This is a genomic window from Halobaculum sp. D14, assembly GCF_051195135.1.
Taxonomy (GTDB): Archaea; Halobacteriota; Halobacteria; order Halobacteriales; family Haloferacaceae; genus JBNTKA01.
In genome coordinates this window covers 273,075-298,123 of the sequence record NZ_JBNTKA010000001.1, presented here as the reverse complement: position 1 = coordinate 298,123, position 25,049 = coordinate 273,075, and the positions used below count along the sequence as shown (strand labels likewise).

27 protein-coding genes and 2 tRNA genes are annotated in these 25,049 nt (G+C 64.6%); 15 read left to right on the top strand and 14 right to left on the bottom strand.

Going from position 1 to position 25,049, the window contains the following annotated elements; translation table 11 throughout:
- Positions 1 to 4: 4 nt before the first annotated feature.
- Positions 5 to 238 carry an SOS response-associated peptidase family protein gene (locus ACQUST_RS01485; protein ID WP_435124138.1) on the bottom strand — a complete coding sequence of 78 codons (234 nt, stop codon included), beginning with the start codon at positions 236 to 238 and terminating at the stop codon, positions 5 to 7.
- 154 nt (positions 239 to 392) lie between these two features.
- Between ACQUST_RS01485 and ACQUST_RS01480 the strand changes: the two genes are divergently transcribed.
- From ACQUST_RS01480 to ACQUST_RS01465, 4 genes are all read left to right on the top strand, one after another.
- Positions 393 to 893, top strand: coding sequence for a hypothetical protein (locus ACQUST_RS01480; RefSeq protein WP_435124136.1), 501 nt, complete (start codon positions 393 to 395; stop codon positions 891 to 893).
- Between the two features lie 175 nt (positions 894 to 1,068).
- A complete protein-coding gene (locus ACQUST_RS01475) occupies positions 1,069 to 3,021 on the top strand; it encodes a hypothetical protein (RefSeq protein ID WP_435124134.1) in 1,953 nt (650 codons plus the stop codon).
- Entirely contained in the window at positions 3,021 to 4,061 is a 1,041-nt protein-coding gene (locus ACQUST_RS01470) for a hypothetical protein (protein WP_435124132.1), read from the top strand. The genes ACQUST_RS01475 and ACQUST_RS01470 overlap by 1 nt, the downstream gene beginning before the upstream one ends.
- Positions 4,054 to 4,761: a DUF6339 family protein gene (locus ACQUST_RS01465; RefSeq protein ID WP_435124131.1), complete on the top strand. Its 708-nt coding sequence runs from the start codon at positions 4,054 to 4,056 to the stop codon at positions 4,759 to 4,761. The genes ACQUST_RS01470 and ACQUST_RS01465 overlap by 8 nt, the downstream gene beginning before the upstream one ends.
- On the opposite strand, the gene ACQUST_RS01460 is transcribed toward ACQUST_RS01465, so the two are convergent.
- Positions 4,758 to 5,573, bottom strand: coding sequence for a hypothetical protein (locus ACQUST_RS01460; protein ID WP_435124129.1), 816 nt, complete (start codon positions 5,571 to 5,573; stop codon positions 4,758 to 4,760). The two genes, ACQUST_RS01465 and ACQUST_RS01460, sit on opposite strands and share 4 nt — an antisense overlap.
- A 145-nt stretch (positions 5,574 to 5,718) precedes the next feature.
- The gene (locus tag ACQUST_RS01455; protein ID WP_435124127.1) at positions 5,719 to 6,825 is read right to left on the bottom strand and encodes a DNA cytosine methyltransferase; all 1,107 of its coding nucleotides are present in this window, start codon (positions 6,823 to 6,825) and stop codon (positions 5,719 to 5,721) included.
- A 246-nt stretch (positions 6,826 to 7,071) separates the two neighbouring features.
- Between ACQUST_RS01455 and ACQUST_RS01450 the strand changes: the two genes are divergently transcribed.
- The 3 genes from ACQUST_RS01450 to ACQUST_RS01440 are packed head-to-tail and all read left to right on the top strand — an operon-like array spanning position 7,072 to position 10,681.
- A complete protein-coding gene (locus ACQUST_RS01450; RefSeq protein ID WP_435124125.1) occupies positions 7,072 to 8,964 on the top strand; it encodes a hypothetical protein in 1,893 nt (630 codons plus the stop codon).
- Positions 8,964 to 9,989: a hypothetical protein gene (locus ACQUST_RS01445; RefSeq protein ID WP_435124124.1), complete on the top strand. Its 1,026-nt coding sequence runs from the start codon at positions 8,964 to 8,966 to the stop codon at positions 9,987 to 9,989. The genes ACQUST_RS01450 and ACQUST_RS01445 overlap by 1 nt, the downstream gene beginning before the upstream one ends.
- Positions 9,989 to 10,681, top strand: a complete 693-nt coding sequence (locus tag ACQUST_RS01440) for a DUF6339 family protein (protein WP_435124123.1) — start codon at positions 9,989 to 9,991, stop codon at positions 10,679 to 10,681. Before ACQUST_RS01445 ends, ACQUST_RS01440 begins: the two co-directional genes overlap by 1 nt.
- A 6-nt stretch (positions 10,682 to 10,687) precedes the next feature.
- Here the strand turns inward: ACQUST_RS01440 and ACQUST_RS01435 are convergent, their stop codons facing one another.
- Positions 10,688 to 11,329: a hypothetical protein gene (locus tag ACQUST_RS01435; protein ID WP_435124121.1), complete on the bottom strand. Its 642-nt coding sequence runs from the start codon at positions 11,327 to 11,329 to the stop codon at positions 10,688 to 10,690.
- A 145-nt stretch (positions 11,330 to 11,474) separates the two neighbouring features.
- Between ACQUST_RS01435 and ACQUST_RS01430 the strand changes: the two genes are divergently transcribed.
- Positions 11,475 to 11,657 (top strand): hypothetical protein, encoded by a 183-nt coding sequence (locus ACQUST_RS01430; RefSeq protein ID WP_435124120.1) that lies wholly within the window; start codon positions 11,475 to 11,477, stop codon positions 11,655 to 11,657.
- A gap of 547 nt (positions 11,658 to 12,204) precedes the next feature.
- Here ACQUST_RS01430 and ACQUST_RS01425 read toward each other — a convergent pair.
- From ACQUST_RS01425 to ACQUST_RS01410, 4 genes are all read right to left on the bottom strand, one after another.
- The gene (locus ACQUST_RS01425; RefSeq protein ID WP_435124118.1) at positions 12,205 to 12,528 is read right to left on the bottom strand and encodes a hypothetical protein; all 324 of its coding nucleotides are present in this window, start codon (positions 12,526 to 12,528) and stop codon (positions 12,205 to 12,207) included.
- 394 nt (positions 12,529 to 12,922) lie between these two features.
- The gene (locus ACQUST_RS01420) at positions 12,923 to 14,557 is read right to left on the bottom strand and encodes a MarR family transcriptional regulator (protein ID WP_435124116.1); all 1,635 of its coding nucleotides are present in this window, start codon (positions 14,555 to 14,557) and stop codon (positions 12,923 to 12,925) included.
- A gap of 93 nt (positions 14,558 to 14,650) precedes the next feature.
- Positions 14,651 to 14,722: transfer RNA gene (locus ACQUST_RS01415), tRNA-Thr, on the bottom strand.
- A 61-nt stretch (positions 14,723 to 14,783) separates the two neighbouring features.
- Entirely contained in the window at positions 14,784 to 15,440 is a 657-nt protein-coding gene (locus ACQUST_RS01410; protein ID WP_435124114.1) for a DUF7114 family protein, read from the bottom strand.
- 60 nt (positions 15,441 to 15,500) lie between these two features.
- On the opposite strand from ACQUST_RS01410, the gene ACQUST_RS01405 reads away from it, so the two are divergent.
- Positions 15,501 to 16,178, top strand: coding sequence for an enoyl-CoA hydratase/isomerase family protein (locus ACQUST_RS01405; RefSeq protein WP_435124113.1), 678 nt, complete (start codon positions 15,501 to 15,503; stop codon positions 16,176 to 16,178).
- A gap of 143 nt (positions 16,179 to 16,321) precedes the next feature.
- Here ACQUST_RS01405 and ACQUST_RS01400 read toward each other — a convergent pair whose 3' ends face one another.
- Positions 16,322 to 17,155, bottom strand: coding sequence for an NAD+ synthase (locus tag ACQUST_RS01400; RefSeq protein ID WP_435124112.1), 834 nt, complete (start codon positions 17,153 to 17,155; stop codon positions 16,322 to 16,324).
- Positions 17,156 to 17,317: 162 nt separating this feature from the next.
- Here ACQUST_RS01400 and ACQUST_RS01395 point away from each other — a divergent pair.
- Positions 17,318 to 17,388, top strand: a tRNA-Gly gene (locus ACQUST_RS01395).
- Positions 17,389 to 17,489: 101 nt separating this feature from the next.
- Positions 17,490 to 18,023: a hypothetical protein gene (locus ACQUST_RS01390; protein WP_435124111.1), complete on the top strand. Its 534-nt coding sequence runs from the start codon at positions 17,490 to 17,492 to the stop codon at positions 18,021 to 18,023.
- A gap of 69 nt (positions 18,024 to 18,092) precedes the next feature.
- Here the strand turns inward: ACQUST_RS01390 and ACQUST_RS01385 are convergent, their stop codons facing one another.
- The 4 genes from ACQUST_RS01385 to ACQUST_RS01370 all read right to left on the bottom strand — a co-directional run bounded on the left by ACQUST_RS01385 (position 18,093) and on the right by ACQUST_RS01370 (position 20,549).
- Entirely contained in the window at positions 18,093 to 18,557 is a 465-nt protein-coding gene (locus tag ACQUST_RS01385) for a hypothetical protein (RefSeq protein ID WP_435124109.1), read from the bottom strand.
- A 79-nt stretch (positions 18,558 to 18,636) separates the two neighbouring features.
- Positions 18,637 to 18,774: a hypothetical protein gene (locus tag ACQUST_RS01380; RefSeq protein ID WP_435124108.1), complete on the bottom strand. Its 138-nt coding sequence runs from the start codon at positions 18,772 to 18,774 to the stop codon at positions 18,637 to 18,639.
- Between the two features lie 77 nt (positions 18,775 to 18,851).
- Positions 18,852 to 19,610 (bottom strand): hypothetical protein, encoded by a 759-nt coding sequence (locus tag ACQUST_RS01375; RefSeq protein WP_435124106.1) that lies wholly within the window; start codon positions 19,608 to 19,610, stop codon positions 18,852 to 18,854.
- Between the two features lie 9 nt (positions 19,611 to 19,619).
- Positions 19,620 to 20,549 (bottom strand): acyltransferase, encoded by a 930-nt coding sequence (locus ACQUST_RS01370; RefSeq protein WP_435124105.1) that lies wholly within the window; start codon positions 20,547 to 20,549, stop codon positions 19,620 to 19,622.
- A gap of 270 nt (positions 20,550 to 20,819) precedes the next feature.
- On the opposite strand from ACQUST_RS01370, the gene ACQUST_RS01365 reads away from it, so the two are divergent.
- The 4 genes from ACQUST_RS01365 to ACQUST_RS01350 all read left to right on the top strand — a co-directional run bounded on the left by ACQUST_RS01365 (position 20,820) and on the right by ACQUST_RS01350 (position 24,252).
- Entirely contained in the window at positions 20,820 to 21,887 is a 1,068-nt protein-coding gene (locus tag ACQUST_RS01365; RefSeq protein WP_435124103.1) for an aldo/keto reductase, read from the top strand.
- A gap of 8 nt (positions 21,888 to 21,895) precedes the next feature.
- Positions 21,896 to 22,108: a hypothetical protein gene (locus ACQUST_RS01360; RefSeq protein ID WP_435124102.1), complete on the top strand. Its 213-nt coding sequence runs from the start codon at positions 21,896 to 21,898 to the stop codon at positions 22,106 to 22,108.
- A gap of 125 nt (positions 22,109 to 22,233) precedes the next feature.
- On the top strand, positions 22,234 to 22,887 hold the full coding sequence (locus tag ACQUST_RS01355; protein ID WP_435124101.1) for a potassium channel family protein: 654 nt from the start codon (positions 22,234 to 22,236) through the stop codon (positions 22,885 to 22,887).
- Between the two features lie 507 nt (positions 22,888 to 23,394).
- On the top strand, positions 23,395 to 24,252 hold the full coding sequence (locus tag ACQUST_RS01350) for a dihydrodipicolinate synthase family protein (protein ID WP_435124100.1): 858 nt from the start codon (positions 23,395 to 23,397) through the stop codon (positions 24,250 to 24,252).
- Positions 24,253 to 24,281: 29 nt separating this feature from the next.
- Here the strand turns inward: ACQUST_RS01350 and ACQUST_RS01345 are convergent, their stop codons facing one another.
- Positions 24,282 to 25,037, bottom strand: coding sequence for a TOBE domain-containing protein (locus ACQUST_RS01345; protein ID WP_435124098.1), 756 nt, complete (start codon positions 25,035 to 25,037; stop codon positions 24,282 to 24,284).
- Between the last annotated feature and the right edge of the window lie 12 nt (positions 25,038 to 25,049).

The following is a 25,049-nucleotide window of genomic DNA, read 5'->3' as shown; positions in this document are numbered from 1 at the left end:
GTATTCAGAACATACTCCGCCCCCCAAGAAAGACGTCGTAGGGATTGTTGGCCCACTCGGGGATGAACCCCCACTTGAGCATGTCGAACTCTTCAGGAGCGTCGTTCTGAACCGCGACGAGGTCCTCTCCCGGGCCAGTGTTGTACCATTCGGAGATTTCGACGCCAGAGCGAGGCTCAGCGTCAAACCGACGACTGAAAACGTCCGTCGGAACCGCGAGAGATGTGCGACCGCACATTCTCTGGCCTTCTCCCCTGCGGGCATTAACACTGGCTCCGGAACTTCACTCAATTGAATGTCGATCGGGAGGGAACTGGCTTCAACCGACGCCCTACCCCTTGAAAGTTGATTCTTCGATTATCTTTATACTCTACCGATGGTTGGTACTCCATATGTACTTCTGCGACGACTGTGGGAGCATCATTACCCCACAGACCGGGAGTGGTGAGTGTGGATCTTGCGGTGCAGAGTACAAGGTTGACGGAGCGGAGACCGAATCTTTCGACAAAGATCGCGGCCGTGCAGATGGGGGGGAAGCGACGAAGACAGAACTGGAGTCCCTTCCGACGACCAAGTCCGGAACGGTTCCGAAGTCCGAGGCCATGGACTGGCTGAAGAACCGGGACCGACCGTCGGGGGCGGAGATGCGGCGAGCGACGATAGAAAAGCCCAGCGACTTCGAGGGGAGCTCCTACCCCGCGGACATCTCCAACATCCGGGTCACGGGCAGCCCCCAGTTCATCGAGACCATCGCCGGACTGTTCTCGTGGATCATCGATATGGAAGACTACAGTCGCCGGGTTGAAATCAACCTGAAAGAGACCGAAGACCGGGAGACGGGTGAAGAGACGGGGAACTACGCCCTCTACTTGTCCGTCGCGGAACGTGGTTGATTCTACGAAGTCGTAGGTGTTTGACTTTCCGGCCGTCCACGATTGTTGTCTGAGACAATATATTTATGCAATAGGAAATCGCTACATTACCGCGAGTGACAGTGTCGAACTATCCCTCCAGCTCGGCGAAGAGTCGGTTCTGGCAGAGAGGGAGCCGCTCGAGAAGGTGGTGTAGGTGAGTTCTGAAGAACCTCCAGGTGGGGAAGATATCGGTTGGGGCTTCCCCTCACTATCGAAGCGTGGTGCCGGGCAAGGGGGCGACCTCACACAGTTCACGATGGAGGGGGACCTCGAGACGTTCGTTCGAGAGGTCCTCCAGAACGCCAACGACGCCGGCTTGGAAGACTCAGACGAACCGGTAGACGTCACGTTCGAGATCAAGGAGCTGGCCGACGACGATCTGAGACGCTTCAAACGAGCGTTTCGGTGGGACGACTGGTACGAGCAAGTCGCTGCTGCTGCCGAGAACAACCAGATCGGCCGTCGTATCCAACAGTTTGCCGACGGCGTCGAAGAAGAAGGCTCTCTCCGTCTCCTCACCGTAAGAGACGAGAATACTCAGGGTTTGACCGGACCGGACGCGGCAGAGCCGGGGCGTGGGAGTACGAACTTCTCCGCACTAGTCCGGGACAGTCTCGAGTCGAACAAGGACGAAGAGTCGGCCGGCGGGAAGTTCGGCTTGGGGAAAGCGGTTCTTCGGATCTTCTCGGGTACGTCGACGATCCTGTTCAATTCGGTGCTAAGCGAACCCGATCCGGTTCCGTACAATCCACGCGTCATCGGTCGGACTCGACTCCCACAGTATTGGAAGGATCAGACTAGGCACAACGGCCAAGGGTTCTTCGGCGACACCTCCCAGCAGGACGACGAACACGCTCCTGCGGCCTCCGTATGGAGTAGTGATGCCGAGGAGCTCGCGGGTGCACTTCAGATCGATCGAGAGGACTACGACAAGCCAGGAACAAGCATCTCTGTCGTTGGCTTCCGAGACCCGGTGAGGGAAGAGCCGAGGGGGGTCGATGAACTCGCGGCAGAGATCCGAGAGGAGGCCGTGAAGTGGTTCTGGCCTGCGATCGTCCGTGACGAGCTTCGTGTGAGCGTTAAGACGGAGGCAGAAACCTACGAGGGGACGGTAGACGCAGTCCCTTCCGTTCGTCCCTTCGTCAATAGTCTGACCTCCTCACCAGACGAACAGCTGGAGGAGGAGGGAGACGTAGTCTACGGATACGAAACTATCGACGTCCCGGACATGGTCGACGACGAGAACGTTTCTCCACCGACCATCGAGGGCGAAGCGGTTACCTCCATGCCGAGTGAGGGGGCCGTCGGTCTCGCAGTTCGACTCACAGAGGACGGTGACGGTGAATTCGACAATAGCGTCGCGCTGGTCCGCGGTTCGGGGATGGTCGTTCGCTACTGGGACCGCGATAAGCTAGTACACGGGAGCCGCGGTTTCCACGCAGTCGCCCTCGGTGGGAAGGCACGGGCGTGGTTGGAGTCGGACGAAACCACCACAGACGACCACCTGATGGAGCGCTTCCTGAAAGACGCAGAGCCGCCCACACACGACAGGTGGGAGCAGACGAGCGCTACTCGAGACGACTACAAGCAGGGAACGAAGAGAGCGATAGATGGACTGCACGACCAGATATCCGAGACGGTCGGTTCCGTCGTCGGACCGAACGTCGACAGGGGGACGCTGGGGCCAGAACTCCTGGCCAATCGATTCCCAATAACGAATCAGGGGCGAAAGACAGAGCCGGAGACGGACCCCCGAATAGAGGGGAAGACACACGTGACGTACAACAGCGAGGAGCGTAAGTGGAAATTCGAAGGTCAGGTCAGCCCCTTGAAGAGTGAGTACGAACTCACGGAAGTGACAATTTCACTTCGACGGATGGGTGAAGAGAGACAGACGAACGACTACATCTCCATCCACAACTTCTCGGAACTGTCCGAGGGGTGCACCATGACTACTGGTGAAGACGGCTACGAGAAGCGATTCAACGTCCCGGATGACGTTCGAACTTTCGAGTTCATCGGCTGGTCGGACCCCGACTACAGGAAAACGAAGATGCGGCTCAACGTGGACGCGAAAGTGGTCAAGAAAGAGGGAGGTGAAAGCTGATGGTGGACACGCAGAACGAACCGAAATCTGGACACCTCCACACAGAGGGATTCCCGCACAACTACCTCCAAGACAAGCTGAACTGTAAAGTCGGGTCTCTGGAAGTCACTAAGGGGCCAGAAGCTCCGGAAGACGCGTATCAAATCGTTAAATCCGACAGAAGGCTATCGGCCGTTGCTGTTCAAGAGTGGGAGGAAATGTCGATCGGTGGCTCCATCCACGTTCCGGAGGAGGTGTTCTCCGGTACACTACCCTTCGAAGAGAGGGATGAGCCGCCGGTGAGTCTGGTCATCGCCGTTCGGGCGTCACAGACGATGTTGAGGTTCGGAATATCCGAACGAGAATTGGACGTGGATGTAGACGGTGAGGGTGACTACGAGTTCAGTGTCGAACTGAAACGGGACTCCCTCCGAGGTGAAGTGAAGATCAAACCGTACCTGGTCAGGGGGGAACCACAGGACATCAACGAGGACTACGCCACCGATTACGGCGATCGCTTAGCGTCCGACGAAGCTTGGACGGTAGAGATCGACCGTGAGCAGGAAGACGGAGGCTTCCTTCACCCACGTATAGAACCGTTCGACCACTTCGATTCGTTCCCGAACGGCGAGAACCTCCACTACCTACACTTTGAGGACCCCTCCACACCCAAATTGTTCCTAAACGCGAATCACCAGCAGCTGATCGGAGTGCTTCAATCAGACGGAGCTGTGGGACACGACGCTCGATTCAGAGACGTGCTCTACGACTACATCGAACAGTCTGTCTGGCAAGAGCTTCTGCTTCGGACTGCGTCGGATGCCGATCCCGACGGTGGTGAGCTGAAATACCCGTGGCAGGAGGAAGTCGTAGAGCTATTCGAAGACGAGTTGTTCGACGTAGAGGATTACGAAGACGTAGTGCGTCGATTGGGAGAGCTCGCGTCGTCAGGTGAAGACGTTGACGTTCTCGCAAAGGAGATAGACGCAGCGATTCAAAAACGGGTAGACCACCCGACGCAAGCACTTAAGCTACTTCAAGAGGGGATCGAAATTGACTGAACTACTGAGACTCAAAGAGAGCGGAAAGGCGCTGGTCAGTGAGGAATTCCTCGAAGGCGAGGAAGATCTTAACGAGAGCGACCTGGAGCCGTACCTCAAGAAGACGGGGATCGAGGTGGACCTCTCAAGACTCGACGAGGCGATCAAGGAGATTCTGCAAAGCGGCGAGTTCGACGGCCGTAAGTCGGAGATTGGTGCTGAATTAGCCCCGGTCATCCACAGGAACATCGACATCACGCGTCGCAAAGCCGCTATCGACGGTATCTGGCACTACCTCACTTTGGTCCGGTACCCCGAGTTCGTCCGGTATCGATGGAGTAGCAAGATGAGGGAGAAATTCCTCGAAGGTGGGGAAGACATATACTCCAACGCGATCCACCGACTCTGGTGGATTGCAGAGATAAGCCGTGACGGTGACGATTACGGCCGAACCGAGTCTATGCTCGGACAACAAGAGCTTGCGAACGACATCGCCGACCGTTGGTTCGGCCGGCACAAGCCAGTTACTCACGCTTGTATCGACTTACTCGAGAAAGAGGAAGTGGAGCGATTCGAGCCCGCAAACACCGATATCATAAGCGACACTACGACCCAGCTGCGCGAGAACCTCACGGTAGTTTGTGCGGAGAGTCTAGACTACGAGCAGGCCTACTCCCTCGTCGAAGAGACGCGTGAGGGTGTCCTCGAAGAGCTGCGTTAGTTACCTTCGGAGTCGCCTTCACCGCCGATAGTGAAATCGGATAGCTGACTGTTGTCGGCTTCTCGGCGTCCGGTCTCCATCCGCTCGTCGTAGTCCGAGTAGTCTACTCGGTCCTGCGTAACCCCTTGCTCTTCCTCGTAAACAGCTAGCCACGCCCTAATCAGGTACTGGATGAAGGGCGCCGGTATCGTATTCTTGGCTATGTGTTGCTTAGCGTAGGGTCTCGGATCGTATCCCTTGGCCGACGCCCACCACTCTTTCGACCGTTCCGAGAAGAAGAACGACGAAGTTTCTGTCGTGTCGGAAGGTCCCTCGGTAGTAAGGAACGCTCTCTCACGCGGTGGCTGAGGGACGTGGAACGACGTCTCAAACGCCCGCTCGTACTCTATCGGGAGCCCGAACATCCGTCCGCTGAGGATCGTCGGGTCCCGAAGCGGTTCGGCTTTCGGTACGTTCTCGATAACGTAGTGGTCGCAGTAGTCCTGGGCGATGGACCGAGCACTCGGGATCATGTTCTCGTGCTCGTCGGGGTCTCCGGAGATGCTCGTCGTCGCCGCCCACTTCGTGCAGACAGGGTGGAAGACTCCGAGGTCAAACGTCACGTCGTCCTTGATTGGGAAGCCCCAGTCTTTCTCTTCGTCGCCCTCTGGCAGGAGGTGAGCGTCTGCAGTGATGGGCTCGCTCTCGTTCGTGTCCTGGGCGTCGATGCTCACTCGAACAACGTCACCGAAGTTCGAGAGCACTTCCGACTCCGTGCCCTTGTCCGCAAAACAATGCAGAATCGTCGGACGGTCGTCGCCGTAACTACTCATCGTTCACCTCGGAGGGAGCTAGTAGAGTCGCTCTCCACGTTAGAGGACGAGCGGGAGCGTTCAGACGTCCGGTAGCCGGCCATCTTACCCGGACTCGGTGCGGGGCAGGTATATTTCCCTCGCTAGGAATCGGGAGGCCGGGAAGTCAGTCTGCAGCCGAAGGTTCCGCTGACGTCTCGCTCCCGCCCTCGTAGTGCGAGAGGATGGACTCGCCGATCCGTCGACCGAGTAGTGGAGGCACGGCGTTCCCGATTATCCTGCCCAGGTGGGTGATAGACGCCTCGTCCCAGTCCTCAACGAACTCGTAGTCATGGGGGAACGTCTGAATCATCGCACCCTCGAGGAGCGAGAGCGCGCGGTCCTGATCAGTGTCGTAGTGGCCGAAGCGTCCGCTCCCGTAGTTGTAGAACTGCGTCGTGATCGTCGGCGCTGGCTCGTCAGGCGACATCCGTCCGTACGGCGCCCGGTAGCTCCGGCCACTCGCCTTCATGTGACAGTCAAGGAGGAGGTGCTCTTTCCCTTCCTCTTCCCAGACGGTCCAGTCCTCTCCGGCCCTCATGTTCCGAATCCGCTCTTCGTTCAGTTCAGAGAGGTCACGGGACTGGTGCAGCTTCCGTTCCGGATCGGCCTCCCCGTTGTCGAGGCTCGGTAGGTGGCCGATCGCGTCGCGAACGGTGGGGTACTCCGACTCGTCCTCGTTCTCCGGCTCACCGAGCTCGATAGTGCCGTCGCGAGAGGCGATCAGTACCCACCGCTTCCGCTTCTGAGGGATGCCATACTCGGGACAGTAGACGTTCTTGTCTTCGTCGCTGTTCACGGAGTACCCCATCCGTTCGAGCGTCTCTTCGAAGATCTCGTACGGTCGGTGGTTCCGAACTTCGAAGACGTTCTCCATCACGACGACGTCGGGACGGACGTACTCAACGACGTCGCGGAACTCACCGAGCATCCCGTACTTGTCGTGCTGGCTACTGTCGCCTCCGTGGTTCAGTGGCGAGAACGGCTGACAGGGCGCACAGCCGGCCAGTACCCGGATGTCGGCGTCTCGCTCGAACTGTGCAGCGATTCTCTCCGGGTTCTTCGCAAGGGGCCGGATGTCGGTCAGGCGGAAGTCCGCGTCGTTGTTCTCCTCGTACGGGTACTTGCACGCGGGATCGACGTCGATCCCGACAGAGACGTCGACGCCGGCGTCTTCGAGGCCTCGCGTGAGACCACCGGCTCCGCAGAAGAGGTCAACGGCGGATACTTTCATACACTATTCTCCTCAAGGTAGACGTTAAATCTTCTGTGCGATTTCCCCGCCATCTCTCGGAAAGACGGACCAGAGTGGAAATAGTCATCTCTTCGACTCGAACCGACGCGGTAAAACCACCCTCGATATATTGAACGTACAGGACATGATTCACCAACCTGAGCCACACCATCGAGAGGGGCGCCGCAATCCAGAAAGGCGGCGCGCTCCGGTGAAAGAAGGCCTAGAGATCCGGAGAGGTGGTTCATGAACACCGAGAACCTCGCACAAGAAGTAGGGTGGCACTTCTACGACGGCGGACAGAGCGCACCACGGTTCGGCGGGGACCCGACCAAACACGCGGTCGACCACAACACGGAGAGTTTCGTCCGGGAGGTCCTGCAAAACGCGAACGACCAGGCTCTGCCGAACGACATGCCGGTCGAGGTGACGTTCCGCTTGGTGGAGCTCTCGGGTGGCGAACTCCGCGAGTTCCTCGAAGCGATCGGTTGGGAGAGTGAGTTACGGGAGCGGATCGGTGCAGTAGCTGAATCGGACAGAGGCCGAGGCTTCAAACAATTCCAGGAGACGTTGGAAGACGAGGAGCCGTCACTACGGGTGCTCGTCGTCGAAGACAAGAACACGACGGGCCTCACCGGCAGCTGGAGTGAAGATTCGAACTACGCCGCCCTCGTTCGGGACGAACTCTACAGCCAGAAACAAGACGAGACGGCAGGGGGGTCGTACGGACTCGGGAAGTCAGTTCTCTGGACGTTCTCCGGAGCATCTACGGTCGTCTTCAACTCGTATCTGAGCGAGCCTTCCGACCGAGGAGACCGTCGACGACTCATCGCCCGGACCAAGCTTCCGACACACAGCCTGAGCGGCGACGACACGGAGTACCAGGGCGCAGGTTGGCTCTGCACCATCGACGACACAGAAGAAGATCCGAAGCCTCGTTCCTTGTGGGGAGCGACGGCCGAATCACTGGCCGAACGACTCGGTGTCGACCGACCGAGCACTCCGGGAACGAGTGCGATGGTCGTTGGGTTCCGGGACCCAGCACGAGATCACACGCCGAGCCTCGAGAGCCTCGGGCGGGAGCTCGTCGACGCCGCCGCGAAGTACTTCTGGCCCGCGATGTACCGAGACGACCTCGAAGTGAACGTCCAGGTCGGTTCTGAGACGACGGAGGTCGACGTAGACGACCACTCCGCGGTACAACCATTCGTCGACGCCTACGCGAACCGGTACAACGGTGAAACGCGGCTGGAGACGCCCGGCGACGTCGCCGGGCGCGACATCGAGGTAGACCTCCCGAAGAAGGACGACGGGACCGAGAGTGAGAGTGGTCCCGTCAGGCTCGCCGCACGTCTCGCCTCACCCATCGACGACCCGACGCTCCGTAACCACGTCGCCATGTTCAGAGGTGCGGGGATGGTCGTGAAGTACTACGACCAGAGTCGCGTGTCCTTCGGAGACCGGAACTTCTTCGGGGTCCTCGCAGCAGGCACCGCACGGTCTACTGGTGCGCCCCGGAAGTCGGACGATGAGATCGACCGTTTCCTCCGATTCGCCGAACCCCCCGAACACGACGAGTGGCGTTCGACAGAGAACCTGAAACAGCAATACATGCAGGGCTACCGGAAGGCGATCGTCAACCTCGAAGCGGACATCCGGGAAGAGCTTCGGAACCTCGTCTCGCGAAGCGGGCGAGGCGAGCGTGACCTCCCGGAGAACGTCCTGAAGAAGTTCCCCATCCACGGGCAGGGCCGCCGGAGCAGCTCTCCGGCGAACTCGCAGTCGTTCGAACTGGACGGGACAGCGTTCTTCGAACGGAACCGCTGGCGTTTCAGTGGAAGCGTCGAACCCGAGGCCGACGACCACTCCGGCTGGACGGCCGAAGTCTCGCTCACGGGAGTCGGTGAGGACGGGACGAAGTACCGACAGGTCCCGATAGACTCGGTCAACGTCGACGTGGAAGGCGTCGACGTCGTTGAGGAGGACGGAGCGATGGTTCTGCGAGCGTCACCGAGTGTCGGGAGAGTAGAGTTCCAGGGAGAGTCACGCTTGATCGGACACGTGGACTTCTTCGACGGGTCCGTCGGGGAGACACGTCTGGAAGTAGACGCCGAAGTTCGACTCGGAGGTGGTGACTGATGGCCGACTCCAAGAGCCAGAAGTTACGCCAGACGGCTCTTCCGTACCCGTATCGAGAGAACGGGCTCTCGCTCAAGCTGGAGGGGTGTCAGGTAGAGGGAGAGCAGCCAGTCGAGTTCGACGAGGAACGTGAGAGTTCGACCGTCGACCTCGCAGTCGACGAGAGCGACCCGTGGGAGCGGGCTACGCTTCGAGGGGAGGTGACTCTCCCAGAAGAAGTAGTGGAGTCGGTCTTTCCACCAGACGAACGGTCCTCTCCTCCGGGGAAACTCTACGTGGCTGTTCGCTGCCCGGACGCTATCTACCGTGATCGGGTGGACGTCGACACTAGTGGAACTGAGGGTTGTGTCGACCCAGGCGTCCACGACGTCGAAGTCTCACTCCGCAGTGATCGTCTCCGCGAGGAAGTCCGTCTGATTCCGTTTCTCGTCCGTTCTTCGGAGGGCGAGAGCGACGGCACGTTCGCGACGACGCCGAACGTCAGGCTAGCGAGCGGTGAGCCGTGGACGGTCGTCGTTGACGAGGAGGAAGAGAATGGGAACAGCCTCATCGACGGCGAGGAAGCCGAGTTCAGTGAGCACGACCACCTCCCCGGTGAGAAGCGACTGTACCACCTGGACTTCCGGAACGCCGACAGCCCGAAGCTCTGGATCAACAGCGACCACAGTCGAATCGTCGACATCCTCCACGCGAACGGCTCGGTCGGTGCGGAGGCCCGAATGCGGGACGTCGTACTCGACCAGATCCAGCAAGGGGTCTGGTCCCAGCTCGTAATGCGCGCGATATCCGACGTTGACGAAGAAGGTGAACCCCGCCACGACTGGGAACAGGCCGTCCTCAACATCTTCGCACGAGACCTGACCGACGAAGACGACGTAGCTCGGGCGTCAATCCAGCTCCGCGAGGAACTTGACGATCCGGAGGGCGTCGCTGTTCTGATGGAACGACTGGACGGGTCGATCCAGGACTACATCGACCCGCGGGACCAGCTGATCAACCTCGTCGAAGAAGGACTTCAACTATAATGAGCGAACAACGACTACGACGATTAACAGCCGATGGACGGCGACTGATCGAGGAAGGGTTCCTCAAAGGGGAGGAAGACGCGATCGCGGACGACGAGCTCGCAGAGTACCTCGAACTCGAGCCGTCCGGGGAACAGGTCCAGTTGAGTCAGCTGGACGAGGAACTGGAGTCGATAGTCGACTCGTACGCTCAGTTCGACACGTCGATCGATGCCGCCGCAGCACCCGTGGTTCGAGAGTCGCTGAACATGTCGCGGCGTGTCGCGGCAGATCCCGGAGTCTGGCACTTCCTCGCGACCGTTCGGTACCCGGACTTCGTCCGTCACCGGTGGGAGTTCACTAGCAAGAAGGCGATGACCGAGAAGTTCCTGGGCGCGGGGACGGACATCTACTCGAACGCCCTCCACCGCCTCTGGTGGATCGCCGAACTCACTCGCGACGGTGACGACTACACTCTGACCGAAGAGGTCCTCTCTAACCAGACGCTGGCGAACAAGATCTTCGACCGCTGGTTCGCCCGTTACGAACCGGCCGCGAAGGTCTGTTCGGAGAAGCTACTCGGGGAACCCTCCGACGTCGTCGACGAGGCGACTCGTCGGTTCAACCACGCACTCACGAATCTCCAACTAGAGGGGCTGGACGATGAGGACATCGAGCGTGTGATGGACCGCATCCTCGAGGACGTCAAGTGAGTCAGTTCACTCCCTACTCGTAGCGTAGTCACAGTACTCGAACGCAAAGCAGTCGTCGCAGCCGGGATCCCGTTTCGTACAGACCAGCGCTCCAACGTCGAGTAGCCCGAGGTTGTACATTCTGACGTCGTCCGGGTCCTCCGGGAGCATCTCGGTGCAGAATCGCTCCCTCTCCGAGCGGCTGTCGGGGTACTCGTCACCGAAGACGCGAGTGTACACCCGTTCGACGTTACGGTCCAAGATCGGTAACTTGGCGCAGTCGGCGAAACAGAGTGTCGCGTTCGCGACGTAAGGGCCGACCCGTTCGAGTTCTTGCAGTTGATCGGAAGTGTCCGGCAGTTCGTCTACGGACTCGGCGATCGAGTTCAACGCCTGTGCACGCATTCGCTGGAAGCCGAGTGGCTCTATCACGGACTCGATCTTTTCGACCTCTGCCTCCCTGATCGCGTTGAGAGACGGGTATCGATCAAGGAATTTCGGGTACACGCCGGCGACGTTGTCCGCGGGCGTCTGAGTCAGAAAGAACTCCGCGACAAAAACCTCGTACCGGGACCGCTCCCGCTCTCGCCACGGGTACTCCCGGGCGTTCTCGCTCGCCCACCGGAGCAGCGATCGTCGGAACTCTTCGGCAGTCTCGGGAAGCAGCATGGCGGTCGTAACGAGGTTGGGCGCTCCGTAGCATAAGTATTCAAGGCCCCGTCGATTCCAGTCGAAACCTGGGCAGTGCGCCGTGACTCTATCACGAGCGCTATTCGGACCAGTCTTCATGTGTAAGGGGCACAAGCTGTTGGCTATGGTGGAAGAATTCGATGACCCTGTCGCGATCGCCTGCCAGAATAACGCGGTTCCGGCTGCGTCTCAGAGGCAGTACATCGCCCGTGGACTCTGGGTGGTCAATTTCGACACTGGATACTCGTTCAAGAGTAGCGACGCTCCGTCTTCCGGCAGAAGGGAGGCCGGGGAAGTCTTCAATTGATTCGAAGAGGCCTCTCGCGCGGGAGGGATCGGCACATTACGGTCTGACGACTCTCGGCTGATTGCCGTCGGTCGGTTCGGAACGAACGGCATCTGTCTCCTTGACAACGTGGGAGACAGCACGAGCAAGAAGAAAGGACTCCAGTTCTCCGAGTTCACTGTCCTGGGCCCAGGAGACCCGAAGTACGAGGAAGCGAGGGACATCGGTGGAACTCTCGGAGGAACCGTCGCGAGCCTCAAAGGTCGGGGAGACAAGCGAGAACGTCTGGAAGATCTACTCGATCAGCTCGAAGACGCCGGTTACCTTCGTCAACCGGTTCGATAAGTGATGGCTACTCACCGTGGCACCTACGTATTCCGACTCTCGTGGGAGTTATTGACACTCCCGACACGGGTTGTGAAGTAGAAGAGTTACTCAGATACTTCGATCACTGCCACGGTTACCTCTTCGTCTGCGTACTCTGTCCCGAGAGTGATCCTGCCCCGGGAGTCGGTCTTCTTGGTCACGATAGCCCGCGGAATCACGACCCGAGTATCTTCCGCTTCCTTCATTCCCCGCCCCCGAGCTTCTCCATCAGCTCGATTGCAGTCTCGAGACAGTACTCTTCCCCGTTGCAGGGCTGGCTCTCCACGTCGCCGACCAGTCGCCACATCTGCGGGTTCTTCTCGTCGCCGTCTCCTTCGAAGGCCACCTCTTCAGCACCTACGACGGAGGGATCGTCGACAGAGTACCCGACACGGAGTTCCTTCTCCGAATGTACCCACTCATGGGCGAACAGATTCCCGCCGGTGTGGGCTAGGTCGCCACCCTCCCATCCAGCGGGTGCGATGTCCACTTCTTCACCGTGTTCGCTGACCTCGTTTGCGTCCATACGATCCAATCCACCCACAATAAGATAATCTCTCCCCATAATCACCCACGCGAATCTGGAGGGTAAGGCCATCATTGTAGAGACAGCTAGAACTCAGTAGATCCTGCTGGCCGGCTGAGGGAATCTAAACTAAACCGTTCCCACCGACCAGACCGTTACCCCACGTTTCAGCTGGAAGAGCGGAAACCGGAGCGGAGTATTTTGATTTAGTGCCCTTAGGCACACCTCTAACGGGAAATCAAACCTCCTGGGTTGATATCGAGACGGGCGACTCCTCCTGAGTGATAGATCGATCCCGCTCTATGAATCAAAGTCAGCTGCTGAGTGGCTAATTCCGGAAGAATACACCGCTAGATAGATGCTCGGACAGTGTTGCCACTCTCAAACCAATTCGCTATCCTGGGTTCAGGTACCGCCACACATCGGACACACCACCGTTGCTGAATTGGAGCTGAGCCATGCGGAACCGCTCAGTCGGGAGGCCAGCTTCCCGCCAGATGCGGAACCCTTCTTTGATAGCCCGACGTGTATCTCTCCCGGCCTCACCAACCCGAAGCTGCATCCGTGCCTCGCGCCGGCTCAGCGCGTCGTTGACGTCGATGCCGTGCCGAGCTGCCCAAGCAATGAAGACACCCATCGTTTCCTCCATCCCCTGTTCGGCAACTCGGATAGCCTTCGCTCCAGTCTCGGCAGCGCGCCTGATGGCCTCTTGTGCCTCTTGGACAGCGTCATGGACTAGCTCAGCGACGTAGCTCGACCGTAGACTTACCTTCGCATATTCGCGGACCACGAGGTCCTCAATCCCGCGCAGTGCTCTCCTGACACTCTCCACGTGGCGGCCGTGCTCGTCCGCGATATCCGCCGGTGAAACCACACCACCGTCAGTGACGAGCGTCTGTAGGCTCTCCCACTGTACGGGGCTGAGGCCATCAACGAGGTGTCTAATGACAACGCTCTCCTGAGTACTCCGTATGTGTGTTAGATCAAGCCCAATCGGCTCGGGGGTATCCAGAATTGTCTCTGCCGCGAAGTACGCATCCGGAACGAACGGGCCTGATCCTTCCAATGGTGCGATGTCGAGGCCAGCGTCTGCCAGAACAGACAGAACCGTCTGGTCAAGTTCACGCTCCAGTTGGTCCAATTCCTCTGGGGTCACGCCCAACTTCTCGTCCCATCGACTCACCTGATAGGATGCGCCGACCTTCGGATGTGCGAGGGGAGAGTCCTCTCCCTGACTGAGAGCCTCTCTCGCGAAGTAGTGCTTGATCTCTTTGGGGAGCGCGTGGCCTGGGAACGCTTCACGAATTCGACGAGGGCCGAGTGTAACGGTGTGATAGTATCCCGGCAGATTCCGGCCATGGTCGTCATCGTCATTCTGCACCACCTTCCGGTAGCCCTGCCGGTCTGATTCGAGCAGATGACCCATCGAGGCAATCGGACCTTCACGAGAGTGCACAGGCCCACTGGCGTCCTCGCGGACGCGTACGTATCGCTCTGCGTCTTGAACGTTGCTGTATTCGTGGGGTTCTTCGAAGTAGTCCGCTCGGATTCCGACCGCCAATGCGGCCGACTGAAGAATGTGTATATATCGGTGAAAGGCGACGTTAGACCCCTGAATTTTCACGTTAACAGCTTCGTGAATCCCCTGCGGAACCGAGTAGTCGGAAACCGTCCCGTCACTCTTCTCGACTTTCATTCCTTGCCATCGAGGCGTGATGTGGGCGTTGAAGCTCTGCTGTCCGACCGGGTCCTCTTCACTGTGGCGCTTGACCTTCAGCCGGAACTCGCGCATCTCGTCAAGGCGCCACTCCGTTCCGGTTGGGAGTCGAGAGCCGGGATGAACGACGTTGCTGTCCTGGTAGTACAGCGTAACCGTCCATCGCTCTCCGCGGTCGCAGAACTCGGAACGTTGGCTTCCGCCGCCGGTTTTCACTCGCGAGTCGGCGGCGAAGAACGGGGCTAGCCCGTTCGCGTCGAAAAGGTAGTTCGCGGCGAACTCGTGGGGAGCCGGCTCTATGTAGCCGGTCACGCCGACCACCTCGCACAACCCGCGTCCACCAATTGATTGGTGGTATACTCGGGTCTACGGAAGGTGTAACCGGGATGTGAAGGAAACGATTCAAGCCTAGGCCGGGATTTGAACCCGGGGTCTCGTCCTTACCAAGGACGCGCTTTACCGCTAAGCTACCCAGGCAGGCAACCATCGGTTCGCCGCTTGCGACTTTAGGGGTTTCGATTACGGATTCCGTGCGGCGTCACGAATCCGCGGAGGAGGCGATGCGTTCCTCGGCGAGTTTGGCGATTCGGTCGGATGCGGCGTCGGGGAGCGCGCCTTCGGCGGGCATCCGGTCGTCGTCGCCGGCGGCGAGGTCGGCGGCGTAGCTGAGGAGTTCGTCGGGTGCGGTGGCGCCGACGGCGGCGGTGCCGGCGACGACGGCGAGTTCGAACACGTCGGCTTCGAGGTTCCGGTCGCGGTCCGCCGGGTCGTCGTCGTCGCCGCGGCGGGTCTGGTCGGCGCCGAAGCGGCGGACGGTGTCGACGGCTTTCTCGGCGGCGTCGGTGCGGGCGAGCAGGTAGAAGCCGCGGGAGACGAACACGTCGGCGGCGAGCACGTCGAGGTCGGCGTCGATGTCGCCGGCGGCGTCGAGGTCGACGGCGTTCCACGGCTCGTCGTGTGCGAGCGTCCGGGTGAGCCGGAGGCCCTCGTAAATCAGTTGGACGCCCGCGGCGTGTTCTGCGACGCCGGCCAGGTCGGCGTCAGCGTCGAGCGCCCTGGCGCTGACGAGCGTGAGCGCCCCCGGCGTCATCTCCGCGTCCGCGATGCGCTCCGTCACGGCGGCGTTCAGGCGGTCCGGTTCGATGTCCGCCAGCGCCGTCGTCGCAGCGTCCCGGACCCGCACGGCGTCGTCCATCGGCACAGGGTTGCTCCGGCACACGCAAAGACCTTTGGAAACCGCGTGCAACCGCGGTGCATGCTCCGCTCTGCGACCGGCGACGACGGCGACTACCGGGTCGTGACGTTCGACCGACCGGCGGCTCGGAACGCGCTTCGACCCGCCGACCTGGACGCGCTCGAAGCCGCCGTCACCGAGGCGTCGGAGCCGGTGGTGTTGCTCCGCGGCGCCGGCGACGCGTTCTGCGCCGGCGCGGACCTCGACGTCGTCGAACGGCTGGATGACCCGGCGGCGTTCGCGGCGCACGGCCAGCGCGTCGCCGCCGCCATCGAGGCCGCGGACAGCGTCGTCGTCGCCGGCGTCGACGGGGCGGCCCGCGGCGGCGGCGTCGAGCTCGCGCTCGCCTGCGACGTCCGCGTCGCCACGCCGGACGCGACGTTCGCGGAGCCGGGCGTCCAGTTCGGTCTGTTCGGCGCGTGGGGCGGCACGGCTCGGCTCCCGCGCGTCCTCGGGGAGGGCGACGCGATGGACTTCGCGCTCTCCGGCCGCGTCGTCGACGCGGACGAGGCCCGCCGCACGGGGCTGGTGTCCCGCGTCGTCCCCGACCCGTCCGCCGTCGCCGCCGAACTCGCCGGCAACGACGACGACGCGCTCCGCGCCGTGAAACGGCTCGTCCGCGACCACCGCTCGACCGCCGAGAAAGAGCGCGCCGAACGCGACGAGTTCGCGTCGCTGCACGCAGAACACTTCGGCTGAGCAACGGAGACGTCGACGGAGACGGACGCGTCGACGGGATGCGAACCGCGGGGACGTCGACGGCGCAGGGAGCGAGCCAGTCAGTCGGCGCGGCTGGTCCGGACTGGTCCGAGTCGGTCCGGACCGGGCCGGCCCGGCCCGGGCTACAGCCGGACGTTTTCGGGGGCAGGCGGCATGGCGCGTTTGTGTTTGGAGGCCTCGTACAGCTCTTCGACGCGTTCGACCTCGGCTTCGCTGACGCCGAGGTGCCGGACGGTCGCGGCGGTGGACAGTTCGCCGTCGATGTGGAGCGCGAGGATGGCGTCGAGGGTGTCGTACGTCAGCCCCATCTCCTCCTCGTCGGTCTGCCCGGTCCACATCTCGGCGGACGGCGTCTTCATCACGAGGTCGCGCGGCACGCCGACGTGGTCGGCGAGCTGGCGGACCTGCTGTTTGTAGAGGTTCCCGATTGGGTTGCAGTCGACCGCCTGGTCGCCGTACTTCGTGAAGTAGCCGGTGAGCGCCTCGCTGCGGTTCCCGGTGCCGAGCACCAGCTTGTTCTCGGCGTTCGCCGCGAAGTAGCCGAGGACGGCGCGCACCCGGACGCGGACGTTGCTCTCGGCCATCTTCACGTCGGCCGCCGACGGCAGCGCGTCGTAGAACTGCTCGGCGATGGGCTCGATTTCGACGACGTCGTACTCGACGCCGAGGTCGTCGGCGACGCGCTCGGCGTCGCTCATGTTCTCGGCGGTGTTCTTCTCGCCGGGCATCACGAGCGCGTGCACCGCGTCGGCGCCGAGCGCCTCGACGGCGAGGTACGCGACGGTCGTCGAGTCGATGCCGCCGGACAGGCCGAGCACGGCGCCGTCGGCGTCCGCGTCGTCGACGGTCTCCTCGATGAAGTCGGTGATGTGGCCGTGGGTCTGCTCCAGTTCGAGCGTCGACAGCCGGAGGTCGAGCGGCGTGTCGGACTCGTCCAGCAGGACGGTGTCGCTCATCGTCGACGGCTACACCGCCGGGCGACAAATAGCCTCCCGCCGGCGCGGCGGGCTGGACGAACGTCCAGTTCGGACCCGGCGCCCGGGACCGATTAGTTGAAGTGCGGCGATAGGGTACGAACTGGTGGCTTCAGCGGGGACCGGCCCGCACGGAGCGTCAGCGCGCCGTTGGTCCAGTGGTAGGACAGTGGCTTCCCAAGCCACTAGCCCGGGTTCAATTCCCGGACGGCGCATGACTGTCTCGAACGCCAGTGAAAGACATCACCGCCGACGCTCGGTATGGGCCGACGGTCGGGAACGGCCGATTTATGCTGCGTCCGCGGAACCGCGACGTATGGGTTCACTGGCTCCGGACGCGGCGACGGTCCCGCTCCAGTTTTCGGACGCCGTCACCGGGTTCGCGTTCGTGCTGCTCCGAGTCCTGCTGGCGGCCGCGGTCGCCGTCGCGGTGTTCGGGGCGGCGCGGTGGCTGCTTCCGCGGCTCGCGCGGCGGCTCGCGGCCCGGAACGGCTGGTCCGCGAACGGCGAGGCCGTCGTCGTCGCCGCGTCGACCGGGGCGGCCGCGACCCTCGCCCTCCACCTCGCGCTGTCAGTCGCAGGGGTCGTCGGCTACGCGGGCACCGTGCTGGTGGTCGGCGGCGTCGCCACGGGCGTCGGCGTCGAACGCCGCCGGCTCCGCGTCGTCTCCCCGGTGACTGAGCTGCTCGCTGCGGCGGCGGCGCTGCTCGCAATCGGTATCGTCGTCACGTCCGTCGGCGGGCTCGTCCAGGCCGCCGGGGTGTTCGTCGCGGCCGGCGTGGCCGGCGCACTCGGCCGGGACGCGGTGGCCGTAGTGACGACCGCGTCCCGCGGCGGCGACGCGGACTGACTCCGCGGGCGCAGCAGGACGCCGCCGGGTGCCACAGGACGCCGGCGTCGCGAAGCGGCCTCGAAGCCGTCAGTTCTCGGGGGTCGCCGACGCGGCGTCGCAGCTGTCGGGGTTCTGTTCGTACCAGACGCCGAGCGTGCCGTCGGCGCCGACCCGGATTTCGACGCCGTAGCAGTTCGCGCCGCCGCCGTCGCTGACGTCGAACTGCTTCCAGGTGTCGGCGTCGTCCAGCCGGACGTACACCGAGAACGCGCCGCGGTCGGCCGCCCACGACTTCGTGACGGCCGCCGTCGTCGGCGTGTCCTCGCCGGACGGCAGGTCGTGGCTCGACCAGTGTACCGGGTCGCCGCCGCGCTGCACCAGGACGTGCACCGTGTGTGGCTCGCCGTGCCAGTTCGCCACTCGGACGTACGCCAGCCGCGACGCCGCCGCGTCGCCGCCGGCCTCCGCTCCCGAGGCGTCGAGACAGCCCGCGACGCCCGCCACGCCGGCGGCGCCGACGCCGGCCAAAAGCCGCCTCCGCGTCGTTTCCATACCCGTACGAGCGACGGTGACGCCGATAAACCCCGCGCCAGCGTCCGACGGCCGTCTGACTCCGGGCGCGCCGCTCGCCTCAGACGCCGTACTCGGAGACGCCGAGTATCGCGCCGCAGTTCGAGCACTCCCAGACGGTGGCGTCGCTGAACTGTGCGTCCGTGTCGCTCTCGACGACCTCGACGAGGTCCTCGCCGCAGGCGATGCAGTGACCCATGCCGACTGGTCCGCGCCGCGTGACAAAAACCGGTCGGGAGTCGAGGATTCCGGGCCGGCCGCTGCGGGGTTCCGTCGCTACGGCAGCCACGTCGCCGGGTCGGCGGCGATGCGGTCGCGGAGCGTCCGCGTCGCGTCGGCGTCGAACCGCAGCGGGCGGCGCCACCACGGCCCCTTCCCGGAGTCCGCCGAGAGGTCGGTGACGACGCGGTTCGCGTCGGCGCCGGCGTCCGGCGTCGACAGCGGGACGGCGCGGTCGTACAGCCCCGAGTCGGCCGGGTCGCCGCGCACCAGCACCGCGGCGTCGAACGGCTCTCGGCGGACGTGCGCGTTCGAGTCGAACCGGGCGCGGGTGTCGGCGTCGGCGGCGCGGTAGTCGTCGCCGGTGAGCGTCTCCGCCACCCGGAACTCGCCGACGAGGAAGGCGCCCCACGTCGGCGGCAGCCAGTCCGCCGAGCCGTCGGCGGCGGGGGTGGCGTCGGCCCCGGAGACAGCGTCGTCCCGACCGGTGACGGTGAGCGTCGCGTAGAACAGCAGCCAGTCGCCGGGGTCGAGCGCGGCGAGCGGCCGGGCTTTCACGCCGTGCGGGTCGCCGTACGTGGCGGCGTCGCGGCCGAGCACGCCCGGGAACTCCGGGTCGAGGTGGACCGGGTCGTCCGCGGCGTCGGCCGGGACGGCGTCCGCGAGTCCGAGGTCGCGGTACGTCGCCACCGGCTCCGCCGTCGGCTCGGTCTCCGGAATCGGGACGTAGCGGAACGACCCGTCCGGGTAGACGGGGCCGCGGCGCCCCGGGAGGTTCGTGTTCGCGGCGACGTTGATGGCGACTGCGCGGGCCACGGCGCGCCGTCACTCCTCCGGGTTCGGCGCGTCGACGTCGGCGTCCGGCGGCGTCAGGTCGCGTTCGAACTCGTCGAAGGCGACGAGGTCGTCCGGCAGGTCGTAGTCGATGCGGCGCTCGTCGGCGCGGTTCGTCAGGCGGTCCTCGATGGGGTCGGCGACGGACTCCCAGCCGGGCTTGACCTTGACGCTCCGGGCGGGCGACCCGACGACGATGTGGTGAGCCGGGACGTCGCCCTGCACGACGGACTTCGCGCCGACGACGCTGTTCTCGCCGATTTTCGTGCCGGCGCGGACCATCGTGTCGTAGGTGACGCGGGCGTCGTCCTCGATGATGGTGTGGAAGTTCTCGATTTCGGTCTGGTCGACGACGTCGTGGTCGTGGCTGAACACGTGCGCGTCGTCGGAGATGGAGACGCGGTCGCCGACGGTGAGCTTCCCGCGGTCGTCGAGGTGGACGTTGTCGTGGACGACGACGTTGTCGCCGAGTTCGATGTTGTGGCCGTACGTGAACGTGATGCCCTTGAACAGCCGGAGGCCGTCGCCGGCGTCGGCGAACAGGTGGTTCGCGAGCATCTGCCTGAACCGCAACGCGAACGCGATGTTGTCGGCCATCGGCGTCGCGTCGAACTGCCGCCACAGCCACTGCAGGTGTTTCGACCGCGTGAACCGCTCTTCGTCCTTCTCGGCGTAGTACTCGGATTCGAGCGTCGCGTTGCACGGGTCGTACCCCTGGAGCCGGACGCGCTCTGCGGGCGTCACGTCGCCGCCGCGCTGCCACCGCTCGTAGGCGTCGCGGTCACCGAACAGGTCGACGAGCGTGTCGCGGACGACCTCGCAGGTGTCCTCCTCGCCGGAGAGCCGTTCGTCCACCTGGTCGATGAAGGCCGTAACCCCTTCGTCAGCCTCGGGCGGGAGAGAGACGTGACGCTTGGTCATGTCGAGCGGTTTAGCGGCGGCGACCAAAGGGGTTCGGATGTGCACAGCAACCGCCGGACCGCGTCGGCAGCGCCGCTCGCGACCCGGCAGTCCGTCCGGTCCGCGACGCGCCGGCCGCAGTTCAGGGCGGTCGACGGCCGCAGTTCAGGGCGATCGACGGCCGCAGTTCAGGGCGATCGACGGCCGCAGTTCAGGGCGATCGACGGCCGCGTTCCCGGTTCCCGGGAGACGACCGTTCGGGCTAAGTTCCCGCAGTCCCGAGGCGGACGTATGCAGTATCGCGAACTCGGAGACTCCGGCGTGGAAGTGAGCGAAGTCGGGTTCGGCGCGTGGGTCGTCGGCACCGACTGGTGGGGCGACCGGTCGGACGCCGACGCCGTCGACATGGTGGAGTACGCCCTCGACCAAGGCGTCACGTACTTCGACACGGGCGACGTGTACGGCCACGGCCGCTCGGAGGAACTGATGGGGGAGGCGCTCGCGGAGCACCGCGACGAGGTCACCGTCAGCACGAAGATCGGCTACGACTTCTACAACAATCCGCAGGCGGGCCACGGCGAACTCCCGAAGGACCTGACGCCGTCGTACGTCCGCGAAGCGGTCGACAAGAGCCTCGACCGCCTCGACATGGACTACGTCGACGTGCTGTACCTCCACAACGCCAACGTCGACGAGGTCACCGACGAGGTGCTGGAGACGCTGTACGACCTCCGCGACGAGGGCCGGTTCGACGCGCTCGGCTGGGCGCTCGGCCCGTCCATCGGCTGGCTCGCCGAGGGCGACCGCGCCGTCGAACTCGACTTCGACGTCGTCCAGACGGTGTTCAACCTCCTCGAACAGACCCCGGGGAACCACTTCATCGACACCATCCGCGAGGAGGGCAGCGATACCAGCCTCGTCGCCCGCGTCCCGCACTCCTCGGGCCTCCTGAACAAGCAGGTGACGCCTGAGACGGAGCTCGGCGAGGGCGACCACCGCGCGCACCGCCCGGACCAGTGGTTCGAGACGGGCTGGGAGAAGGTGGAGAAGCTGTCGTTCCTCGAACGCGACGGCGCCCGGACGATGGGGCAGGCGACCATCCAGTGGCTGCTCGCGAACGACGACGTCGCGTCGGTGACGCCGACGTTCCGCACCCGCGACGACGTCGACGAGTGGGCGGCCGCGCCGGAGACGCCGCCGCTCAGCGATGAGGAGTTCGACCGCGTCGCCGACCTGTACGCCGACGACTTCGGCATCGACCGCGACGACGGCATGAACCCCGAGGACTTCCGGACCTCCGTCGGCGGCGACGACCTCGTCGACGCCGGCGTCGTCCCGGCGCCGTCCGGCGACGACTGAGCCTCGCCATGGCCGACCAGCAGCCGCCGGCGTCGCCGCGCGCCCGCGCTCGCCGCGTCCTGCTCCGCGTCGCCGCGGTCACGGCGGTCGCACACGCCCTGCTCGCCGCCGCGGTGTACCGCGACGCCGCCGACCGTGACGTCGCCGCCGGCCGGTGGAGCGGCCTCACGCTCCTCACCGGCGTCTTCGGCGCCGCCGCCTACCGCCGCCGGCGACGCTGACGGCGACGCAGAACGGCGACGACGACCGCGACCAGAGCGGCGACGACACAACCCCGACCACGACGCGACCGGACCACCGCGGTTCAGGGTGCAAGCTTTTGCCACGCCGTAGCATACCACGAGGCATGCGCGTCATCATCGTCGGGTTCGGACGAGTCGGGTCGCGGACGGCTCGCGTGCTGGCTGAGGAGGGACACGACGTCGTCGTCGTCGACAACGACCCGGAGAAGGCGGAGAAGGCACGGGGGCGCGGGCTCCGCGTCGTCGAGGGCGACGGAAGCTCCCCCGCGGTGCTCGAGGAGGCCGGTATCGCCGACGCCGACGCGGTCGGCGGGCTGACCGGCGACCCGAACGTGAACTTCGAGGTGTGCATGGAGGCGAAGGAGTTCGGCTGCCGCACCGTGATGCGCATCTCCGAGGACTTCCGCGCGGAGATATACGAGGAGTACGAGCGCGCCGTCGACGACGTCGTCTACCCCGAGCGGCTCGGCGCCGCCGGCGCGAAGACGGCGCTGCTCGGCGGGAACTTCAACGCAATCGGCGAACTCACCGAGCAGCTGCAGCTGATGGCGGTGACGGTGCCGGCGGACGCGCCCGTCGTCGGCGAGACCGTCCACGACATCGACGTCGACGGCGCGCGGGTGTACGCACACGGCGGGCCGCGCGAGGAACTCACGATTCCGCTCCCCGGAACGACCGTCGAGGCGGACGACCGGCTGGCACTCATCGTCGAAACCGACCGCGCCGACGCGGTCCGGTCGGCGCTGCTCGGCGAGTGAGTCGGCGTCGCGGCCGCGTCCACCGCGTCGACGACGCCGCTCGAAACCGCGAACGCCGCCGCTCGTGAGCGTGATGGACGCGGGCGGGGAGCCGCCGAGGCTCCCCGTCGTGGGGGAATCGCGTGTGGGGGAAACACCGAAATCGGGTGTCGGGTGTGCCGGACACGCACGGAAGGACGCGCGACCAGTACGAGTGGACGCCCGGTTCGCCCGCGGGGGAATGCGGGCGGCCTACAGCGTGTCCAGTCGCCACCTACGGAAGCGCTCCCTTAAATCATCGTCAGACGCACGCCGGTCGTCAGACGCGCGGCACCGGCGACGTCGCCGAATCCGGCCGTGTCGTCAGACGGGCGTCGGCGCCTCGCGTTGGTTTTAGCCGGGGGCCGGTGAAACCGACGTCAGACGCCGCTCGCCCGCGCCGACGCAGTTCCGTCCGCGCCGAATTCATCCCGCGCCGCGGCACCGGCCGGGCGAACACCTATGAGTCGGCCGGCCGACGCCTCGGACGTGAACGGAGTCGGAGTTCCACTGGTCACGCCGTTCGACGAGGATGGCGACGTCGACGAGACGGCGCTGCGCGAACTCGTGGCGTGGGTCGAGACGCGCGGCGTCGACTTCCTCGTGCCGTGCGGGTCGAACAGCGAGGTCGAACTGCTGACCGCCGACGAGCGCGCCCGCGTCGTCGAACTCGTGGCGGCCGAAACGGACCTGCCGGTGCTCGCCGGCACCGGGAGCCCGGGGCGCCGCGAGACGCTGCTGGCGACCGAGGACGCCGCGGACGCCGGCGCGGACGCGGCGCTCGTCGTGACGCCGTTCTACTACGACCACAGCCAGGCGGCGCTCGAAGAGTACTACCGCGAAGTCGCCGACGCCGCGCCGCTCCCGATATACCTCTACTCGGTGCCGGCGTACACCGGCGTCGCGCTCGAACCGGAAACCGTGGGGCGGCTCGCCAGCCACCCGAACGTCGCCGGGATGAAAGACTCCTCGGGCGACGTCGCGTCGTTCATCCAGACGAAGCGGGCGACCGCCGACGCCGACTTCGAACTCATGGTCGGCAGCGGCAGCGTGTTCGCGCAGGCGCTCGACGTCGGCGCGGCCGGCGGCGTTCTGGCGCTCGCGAACGTCGCCCCGGAGGCGGCGAGCGACGTGTACGAGACGCACGCGACCGACCCGGCGGCCGCCCGCGAGCGGAACGCCGGGCTCGTCGGGCTGAACGAGGCGGTGACGAGCGAGTTCGGCATCCCGGGGCTGAAGTGGGCGATGCGCGAACGCGGCGCGCCCGCGGGCCGCGTCCGGTCGCCGCATCAGCCGCCGGACGAAGAGGCGAAGGCGGCCATCGCGGCGCTGCTCGACGAGCTGTAACGGCCGATTTCGCGGGCTGACGCCGCTTTTTACTGCTCGTCGTCGCGCCGCGGCGTCGCCCGCGTCGCGGTCGCTTTGAACGACGCGACGACGGCGGCGTCCGGGGCCAGGCCGAGCCGGTCGGCGCTGTCTGCGGTGACGAGCGCCCGCAGCGGCTCCGCCGCGCCGACGTCGACGGCCACCTCGACGACGGACTCGCCGCGGTCGACCGACTCGACCGCGCCAGAGAACCGGTTCCTGGCGCTGGTCGCGTCCGGCGACGGCGTCTCGTCGGGCGCGTGCAGCGTCACGGCGTCGGCCCGGACGCTGACCTGGACGGCGTCGCCTGCGGCGAGGTCTGCTGCGGCGAGCGCGCGGAGCGGACCGGCGGCGGAGTCGACGGTCGCCAGTTCGCCGTCGCGGGCCGTCACGGCGCCGCCGACGGCGGTTTCGGCGGCGCCGGCTGTCCCGGCGAGCGCGGCGCGGAGTCGGTCGAACTGCGCGAGCACCGCCTCGCCGTTCCGCGCGAGTCGGCTGCCGCCGCCGCCGCTGCCGCCGCGTCGACGCTCCACGAGGTCACCGAAGACCGATTCGAGTTCTTCCAGGCGCGTGAGCGCCCGCGCTCGCGACCGGCCGAGTTCGTCCGAGGCGGCGCTGACGGAGCCGGTTCGGGCGACGGCGCGCAGCAGCGCCGCGTCCGAGCCGTCGAACGTCACGTCGTCGGCGCGGAGGCTCGCCGCGAAGTCCGCGGCGGTCGAATCGTCCGGCCCGGCCGAGTCCGCGGCGGCCCGTTCGCCGTCGGTCACGTCTCTGTCTCC

Bases quoted from the DNA above. Each gene is read 5' to 3' on its own strand.
- ACQUST_RS01400 (WP_435124112.1), bottom strand. From the start codon at position 17,155: ATGAGCGACACCGTCCTGCTGGACGAGTCCGACACGCCGCTCGACCTC.
- ACQUST_RS01360 (WP_435124102.1), top strand. From the start codon at position 21,896: ATGGCCGACCAGCAGCCGCCGGCGTCGCCGCGCGCCCGCGCTCGCCGC.
- ACQUST_RS01460 (WP_435124129.1), bottom strand. From the start codon at position 5,573: ATGAGTAGTTACGGCGACGACCGTCCGACGATTCTGCATTGTTTTGCG.
- ACQUST_RS01455 (WP_435124127.1), bottom strand. From the start codon at position 6,825: ATGAAAGTATCCGCCGTTGACCTCTTCTGCGGAGCCGGTGGTCTCACG.
- ACQUST_RS01485 (WP_435124138.1), bottom strand. From the start codon at position 238: ATGTGCGGTCGCACATCTCTCGCGGTTCCGACGGACGTTTTCAGTCGT.
- ACQUST_RS01405 (WP_435124113.1), top strand. From the start codon at position 15,501: ATGCTCCGCTCTGCGACCGGCGACGACGGCGACTACCGGGTCGTGACG.
- ACQUST_RS01355 (WP_435124101.1), top strand. From the start codon at position 22,234: ATGCGCGTCATCATCGTCGGGTTCGGACGAGTCGGGTCGCGGACGGCT.
- ACQUST_RS01425 (WP_435124118.1), bottom strand. From the start codon at position 12,528: ATGGACGCAAACGAGGTCAGCGAACACGGTGAAGAAGTGGACATCGCA.
- ACQUST_RS01385 (WP_435124109.1), bottom strand. From the start codon at position 18,557: ATGGAAACGACGCGGAGGCGGCTTTTGGCCGGCGTCGGCGCCGCCGGC.
- ACQUST_RS01470 (WP_435124132.1), top strand. From the start codon at position 3,021: ATGGTGGACACGCAGAACGAACCGAAATCTGGACACCTCCACACAGAG.
- ACQUST_RS01390 (WP_435124111.1), top strand. From the start codon at position 17,490: ATGGGTTCACTGGCTCCGGACGCGGCGACGGTCCCGCTCCAGTTTTCG.
- ACQUST_RS01440 (WP_435124123.1), top strand. From the start codon at position 9,989: ATGAGCGAACAACGACTACGACGATTAACAGCCGATGGACGGCGACTG.
- ACQUST_RS01365 (WP_435124103.1), top strand. From the start codon at position 20,820: ATGCAGTATCGCGAACTCGGAGACTCCGGCGTGGAAGTGAGCGAAGTC.
- ACQUST_RS01480 (WP_435124136.1), top strand. From the start codon at position 393: ATGTACTTCTGCGACGACTGTGGGAGCATCATTACCCCACAGACCGGG.
- ACQUST_RS01380 (WP_435124108.1), bottom strand. From the start codon at position 18,774: ATGGGTCACTGCATCGCCTGCGGCGAGGACCTCGTCGAGGTCGTCGAG.
- ACQUST_RS01435 (WP_435124121.1), bottom strand. From the start codon at position 11,329: ATGCTGCTTCCCGAGACTGCCGAAGAGTTCCGACGATCGCTGCTCCGG.
- ACQUST_RS01450 (WP_435124125.1), top strand. From the start codon at position 7,072: ATGAACACCGAGAACCTCGCACAAGAAGTAGGGTGGCACTTCTACGAC.
- ACQUST_RS01370 (WP_435124105.1), bottom strand. From the start codon at position 20,549: ATGACCAAGCGTCACGTCTCTCTCCCGCCCGAGGCTGACGAAGGGGTT.
- ACQUST_RS01410 (WP_435124114.1), bottom strand. From the start codon at position 15,440: ATGGACGACGCCGTGCGGGTCCGGGACGCTGCGACGACGGCGCTGGCG.
- ACQUST_RS01430 (WP_435124120.1), top strand. From the start codon at position 11,475: ATGGTGGAAGAATTCGATGACCCTGTCGCGATCGCCTGCCAGAATAAC.
- ACQUST_RS01445 (WP_435124124.1), top strand. From the start codon at position 8,964: ATGGCCGACTCCAAGAGCCAGAAGTTACGCCAGACGGCTCTTCCGTAC.